This window comes from Xenorhabdus santafensis, assembly GCF_033949405.1.
Lineage (GTDB): Bacteria > Pseudomonadota > Gammaproteobacteria > Enterobacterales > Enterobacteriaceae > Xenorhabdus > Xenorhabdus santafensis.
Genome location: NZ_VCDN01000104.1, coordinates 1 through 6,986, shown reverse-complemented (window position 1 = coordinate 6,986; position 6,986 = coordinate 1). Strand labels below are relative to the sequence as shown.

Genomic DNA, 6,986 nt, shown 5'->3' with positions numbered 1-6,986 from the left:
GGGTTTAGCGGCATTCAGTGAGCGCTTGGCAATCTCTACCCCACTTTCAGGATAGGCGGGTAGGCTGGTGATCGTAATTTCCCTTAATTCGGCTTCTAACACGGTTCTAATATAAGGTGTCTGGCTGGTATCCCACTGATCTTTGATGACACGAAAACCAAAGGACATCCCTTGTATATCCCCGCGTTCAACCAGCGTCAGCACATCGTGCCCCAATTGCGTATCTGGCGGGGTTAGTTCAAAGCGCAATCCGGTGGCATCTTCGGCAAGCTGCAACGTGCCAGACGTAGTACGGCCTAACAGGTTCATCGGGTCATGCTCGTACAACGCCCTGATATCAGCCCCTGCAGCTAAACTGGCGTTAAATGCATTCGGCGCGAACTGTTCGATAAACTCATCCCATAGCACATGTGATCGGCTGTTCCACTTAATCACATAACCTGTCAGCGTCTTATTGGTGGCCGACAGTAAGGCGGTGCGGATTTCAAAATCATTCTTCATTGATGGACTCCAAGGCTTGGAAAGGGGCGCGATACCCCTTCGGCTTAGTTGCTGGATGTTTTCACTTCCAGTACCTTAATTGCGTTGGAATCCACCAGCCCGCCACCCAAATATTTATCGGTATGTACCTTATAAAATCCCGGCTCGGTGATATTGTCAGGACGGGTACGAATGCCCGTTTCATGGTCAACAATGAAATAGCCACGTTTGAAGTCGCCCAGACCGATCACATCTTCCGGCATAAATTCGAGGTAGTGGACAGACAAGCCCAGCAGCATATCCGGATCACCCGCTTGTAAACGTTCCCGCCAGATATAATCGCCATTGCCGTTTTTCAGCTTTTGTACCTGTGCGGCGGTGTTGGAATTCATCACCCATACGGAGTTCTTGCGGTATTTGTTCCTGAGCAGGAACTTGAGATCAATTAGGCTATCGGCTTCCAGTTTGGCAGCTTCCAGCTTCTGCAATGTGCCAAATGCACGGATTTTGTCGGCTTGGGTATCACGAGGATAAGACAAGAAGCCTTTCGCTTTTTTGCTACCGTTACCACTCACCAGATCCGTTTCTTCAGTATCAACAAAGGTGTCTGCAATTTCAGAAGTCAACCAGCCCAAAATATCCACGTCGCTAAAGTCGATGATTTCTTGCGTGGTTTTGGGGTAAGCGTAAATCGGGAACAGCTTAATGCTGACTTCTTCCATTTTCGGCGTGGAAGTCTCACCACGTGCCTTGCCTTCTTCTCCGTGTGCCACGGCAGCGCCACCGACCGAAACAAGCTGTTTATATTCATTGCTGCGTGTGGTTTTCACTGTACAAATCCGGCGCATAATTGACTCATCAGTCAGTTGTTGCATGATTTGTTTGTTCAGTTCGGGAATAACAGTATAGCCGCCCTCAGACGGAACGCCCGTGGATAAGGCGCGAGTTTCACCCGTCAGAACATAGTGGCGCAGTTCATCATTGCTGAGTTTTTTGCTGGTCGGTTGGGCTTTTGCCTGATTGCGTTCTTCATCAGCCAATACTTCATAACGGGCAATTTCAGTATGCAGCGTGTCGGATTGGCTGCGCAGTTCGTCAAACCGTTTGGCTTCATCGGCATTGAGTGAGCGTTTTTCGTCTTCCGCTTTAGTAAGCAGCGAACGCATTTGATGGGTTAAATCGGATTTTTGTTGGCGTAATTCGAGTAATTTTTTCATAGTGTTTCATATAAAATATGATGGGTTAAATTAGCTATAATTTTTAACACCATGAAAAATAATATGAAGTTATCTATTTATGATAGGTGACTATACAAAATCAGAAACAGGTCTAAACAAAAGCATATTATTTTGTGTAATCTGACAGTCTGCTTTGTGCTGTGAGTTCAACTGGTCGATGCAAATCACCGATGTTAATCAATGGGGCGGCACACAATAGCTATTATTTATCTCTGTGTCGAAGATCATCTCCCTATGGAAGGCTTTTGAGGTCACGACAAAAAAAGAATATTGAAGGGCGGAAAATAACCGCCCACACTCCAAGAAGTTATACGTTATGAACCGCTTTTAGGGATGGAAAAGATGAGAATTCAATCAATTGGAAGCTAAAGTTATTGTACTTCTCTTGAATTAGATGAAGTCTTTTCTCTGTTATTTCTGCGATAGTTGTAAATCCCATTTTCCGAGCTAAATGCCTGGCGGGAATTTCACAATCAGACTCCATTAATATGCACTTCCTTGTTCCCATATCTGCACTATTCAACTCTGCAACGGCGTGAGCAGTTGTTCCTGAACCAGCAAAAAAATCAAGAATGAGGGCGTCATTGGATGAGCAAACATCAACTATTTTCTTTATATAAGCTAGGGGCTTGGGAGTGTCGAATACCTTAGCACCGAATAATTTGTTAATCTCATTTGTTCCCCTCTCGGTGTAGAAATCTGTTTCGTTCCAGAGGGATCTCACTTTGGTTCTCTTCTGCGTAATACCGTCACCAGAGTAATTTTTAACGTAAATAACACCTTTTTTACTAGCATAAAGCTGCCAGGCTCTTTCTCTCGCTGTTTCAGTCCCCCAAAGCCATCGTCTTTCTATACCTTTTGAATCAACCGGGTAGGTTATTTTCCAATTAGTGATGGGATCTACAGACACTTCTCCACTATCGGGATTAAAATAAAGTGGGTAATACATATTTGGTCTGTCGGATTTTAAACTGGCTTCACCTTTTTTCCGGAACAAACCATCAACTCTATACTGACCGAATTTATCTTGCTTATTGTACTCAGTTTCATCAACTTGGCCGCGAAGGCTAGCCTTACTTGACTTTCCATAAATCAACAAATATTCATGGTTAGACGCAAGGTTTCTTTTACTTCCCTTTCCATTTTTTGATCTACAGACGATAACATTTCCGATGAAATTTTCCTCTCCAAAAATGCAATCCATAAGAATTTTCAAATAAGTGTATTCATAATCATCAATACTAATGGCAATCACACCTGACTCTTTGAGTACTTCTCTAGCAGCTACAAGGCGGGGAAGCATGAATCCCATCCAAGCAGAATGTGAACCGAAATGGCCGATTATGTCCGACTTCCGAGAGTCATTATAAAGAAACTTAGAGCCTGTGTTGTACGGCGGATCTATATAACACATATCGATAAGTCCAGGAATGTGCAATGTCAGCTCTTTCAAGTAGGGTAAGTTATCACCAACAAAGAGACTGGCATCAGTTTGGGACAAGTTTTGAAGAGCATCAGATACATCACCCTTATTCAGCGGAAGATGGTGTTGAGTCTCCAGTCCAAGAATTTTCTCTATCTTACTGATTTTTAAATCTATTATTGATATCATGCTAAACCCTCTTTATCTGAGGTATTATAGCAGTGTTTAAATTCAATTTTAACAGAAGGATGAATGATGCGGCTTCTCACAGAAAATCTTGAAACCTCGGAGCAGCTAGTAGAGTTTGACCAATGGCTCACACCGAAGCTCGAAAGAATAAAAGATAGTGATAAATTTAACTCAGAAATAAAATCACTTTGCGAGTGCATTCAGTCTATATCTCATTACCTTGATGATTTTTCAAACTATCAAATTTGTAGCATAGATAATTTGTGCAATTCTGTTATAAGCGCCAGTACTGCACTTGTTACTGGTGAGTCATTTATTGAAGATGAACAACGAGTTGCTGAATTTTATGAATCATTTTTCAATTTATTATTTTTGACCTCAGGCGCTACGGATAATAATCTAAAGAATCATTTTCTGATCAAGTTGAAAGATAGTGATATAAAACCTCTTATACCGAAACGAGGGACACAAAAAAAATTAATAATGTTTCGACTTAATGAAATTCCATCGACAACAAAGTCTGATTTTATTGCGAAGTCTTTAGCTTCATGCCTAGTAGGCTCGCATGAAAAATATATTCATGCTGTTAAAACGGAGCCTTTTTTTGATTTGGGGCTTTACCTGAGAATACTACTTAAGGAATATACTAATCTTATCCTTGAAGATGATGAAGAGACATTGCAATTCTGGGCAGTTTGTCGCTCATATATCGATTTAAATAGGTTATCTATCGAACTTCCTTTAGGAAGATTTTTGCTCAACTCTTGCACAATCTTTAAGGTTCGCGGTAGCGTTTCTGCTTCCGGCGGCCATATAACAGAAGACATCCTTAGAGAGAAACTCACAAAAATTGGTTTGCGTCCTAATTCTGATTTCAATATTAATGATGTAACCATCGGTGAGGAAGAAATTATTGAAGATGGCAAAAGAAAAAAGAAGACAAGGGCATATGACTTTATTCTTCCTTATAAGATAGATGATTGGGAACCCAAGCCTAAGCTGTTTATTCAGTCTCAGTTTTATGCTGGAGATTCTGGAAGTGTATCTCATAAAGTTGTAGATCAAACTCAAAGCTCGAGAGTATTCACTCTCGAAAAATATCCATCTGCGAGATTTGTAGAATATCTTGATGGCGCAGGATATTACGCTTCATTGCGTGGTGATTTAGCTCATATGTTATCTTTTGATAATACAGCTTCTTTTTTTCAAGTAAAAAGCATCTTAATAAGATTAAGGCGAGAGCTACAAAACATAGAATTTCTAACGCCAATAGAATTTGAGCATTCTATTTTAACAAGTGGTGATGGGTCAAAGGAGTCTGTTTTTAATGCACTTGAATCCGATGGTTACCCTATTCAAGAAATCAACCGAATTGCGTCTGTATGCATCGAGCTTGGCTATGTGGTCGAGTATGGAGCTAGACTCGAAATAGCTCCATGCCGCATGAATATTGCAAGACGTCTTTTAATTCTAGATGTTGCAGCGAACAATGCGTATAAAATAACGGATGTTCAGAGGAATAGCCTGAAATATCTGTTAGTCCCCGGTTATGGGGCTAACCAAGGAATTCTTGAGTCTGAGTTGACCCACCTAGTGTGTTCTATATGCAAACAGTTTTTAATTACTGCTCCTACATTTTCTGATGATATAGAATGGCTTTTGGATGAAGGTGTTTTGAAACGCCGCTAGTGACTTGATAGCTATTGCTAGCTATAGAACGAGTCAGTCCGCTTCTTGCTCATAACCCGCCCAAGCACCTTACTGTAGAGGGCACAGAGCCGGAAGCGAACGATTTTATTTACTGTATTTGTATGCTTTTCTGTCTGGGAGTTCTACTAGATCAAGTGATGACTAATACAACGAAGATTTTTATATAAGAGCTTTTATTTCCTCCCCCCCCTGAAAATCTTTTTCACCCTCTCAGTTATGCACCCTCTACACAATACGCTGAAAGCCTTGCTACATCTGGGTTTGATGCAATTAATATGATATTCACTGACTGTATCACCTGTTCACCTACTTTTTAGATTAATGAAGAGAATGTACAGTTGATGTATTGTTAAAAAATAACTATACATCTATTATTTTCTTTTAAATACAGTTAGATATTTGAAGTGGTGTATGGAATGCAGACCTAAAGCCAAAAGTTTTATATAGGTGATTTAAAATCTCGACATTCAGGCACAGAGGGTAGCCATTCTTCAGCCTCTTCCGATAATTCGACGTTATAAATATAGCCTTTCTTGGTTCGCACTTTTCGATACTCCTTCCGGTATTCCAGCATAATCTTGGGAATGGATTCACCAAACTTCGTCAGTGTCAGCGGACGTTCAAAGCCGTGCGCTTCCATAAAAGAAAGATAAGCATGATATAAATACATTCTCGGTGCGCGTGGGCTGATGTTCTTATTGCCCATCTTCATCCCGGTTGCATCATTGACAGACACCAGATAACCGCAAAAGCGATACAACGGATCGGAATGACTTTTTACTGTTAACGCTTCGTTCGAATCGCGTTGCGCCTGTAGCAGTTTTTTAGCCTTATTCTGGTCGGCAAATTCGGTTAATAAATGGCGAATAATCACAGGCAGTTCCCGACTGATTTTCTCCGGCAACTGTGGGTCTTTCTCGGACTCTTTGACCGGAATATTAAACGGAAATATCACCCGCCGCCGTGCAATGCCGCCATTGCGTTCTGTAAAGCTCATTGGCTCGTTATTGGTGGCTAATACCACGGCTTTGATGATAGTAGAAAATTGCTTCTCGTATTTTCCGTCAACTTCAATCAGGTCGCCGCCTGTAATGGCCTTAATGCCTGCCCCTTCGCCGACATATTTAACCTGATCGGGCAGCGTAATTAAGCTTTTGCCAACAAACTGATAACGGCCTCTGGCTTCATCCAGTGCTCTCATATTGCCACTGGCGGTGTTATGTTCGCCTGCCAATAAGGTAGCGATATACGTAAACACACTTTTACCGCTGCCGCCTTCGCCTGTTACCTCAATAAAGAGCTGCCAGTCATAACGGTTTGCCAGAATCATAAACAGGGCGGCTTTGATGCGATTCATTTTGTTTTCATTCTGCCCTGCCGCATGAGATAACCAGCGGTAAAAATCAGGGGCATGTTCCGGCAAGTTTTCACTGATAGCAGGTTGGGTAAATTCAATGCCGTTATGGTTCATGAGCCAATGTTCCGGCTGGTGTGGGGTAAATTGTTGTGTCGATAATTCATACACGCCATTACAAAACCCGATTAAATCCTGCCGTTGTTCACCAATAACCGGAATTTGCAATTTCATAGCACAGATAGCGTTGTTGATCCCATTCGGGCTGTACGGGGTGTCGTGCTGGTCGAAAATTGTCACCATTGTGCGACGCAGCTCGTTATCTGACAGGGTTTCCCATGTCGTACCGTTATAGTGATAAACGGCTTCGCTTTCAGCATGTACCGCGATTTTTTGGTAATGCTCAACCAATAATGCCCCGCGTTGACTGGCTGCCATTTGTGCCAGATTGTTAGCGGCCTTTTTTGGCTTTGCTTCGTTGTTCTCTGTTGCTTCTGCGTCCACTGGCTCTTTCTCCCTGATCTGATATAGCCCGTTGCTGAATGCCTGCTTTGCTGCCCCTATGCCGTGGCGCTGACGATAATCGTCCCAG

At 42.2% G+C, this 6,986-nt stretch carries 5 protein-coding genes; 1 reads left to right on the top strand and 4 read right to left on the bottom strand.

Annotation, left to right across the window (positions count from 1 at the left end; translation table 11 throughout):
• The 3 genes from FE392_RS18220 to FE392_RS18210 all read right to left on the bottom strand — a co-directional run.
• Positions 1-501, bottom strand: a 501-nt coding sequence (locus FE392_RS18220) for an HK97 family phage prohead protease (RefSeq protein WP_319931584.1), incomplete at its 3' end; no start/stop codon positions are given.
• A 44-nt stretch (positions 502-545) separates the two neighbouring features.
• Positions 546-1,697 (bottom strand): phage major capsid protein, encoded by a 1,152-nt coding sequence (locus tag FE392_RS18215; RefSeq protein WP_319931583.1) that lies wholly within the window; start codon positions 1,695-1,697, stop codon positions 546-548.
• A gap of 328 nt (positions 1,698-2,025) precedes the next feature.
• Positions 2,026-3,330: a site-specific DNA-methyltransferase gene (locus tag FE392_RS18210; RefSeq protein WP_319931582.1), complete on the bottom strand. Its 1,305-nt coding sequence runs from the start codon at positions 3,328-3,330 to the stop codon at positions 2,026-2,028.
• 63 nt (positions 3,331-3,393) lie between these two features.
• On the opposite strand from FE392_RS18210, the gene FE392_RS18205 reads away from it, so the two are divergent.
• A complete protein-coding gene (locus FE392_RS18205) occupies positions 3,394-5,019 on the top strand; it encodes a hypothetical protein (protein WP_319931581.1) in 1,626 nt (541 codons plus the stop codon).
• A 460-nt stretch (positions 5,020-5,479) separates the two neighbouring features.
• Here FE392_RS18205 and FE392_RS18200 read toward each other — a convergent pair.
• Positions 5,480-6,986: DNA primase family protein (locus FE392_RS18200; protein WP_319931580.1), on the bottom strand; the 1,507-nt coding region annotated here is incomplete at its 5' end.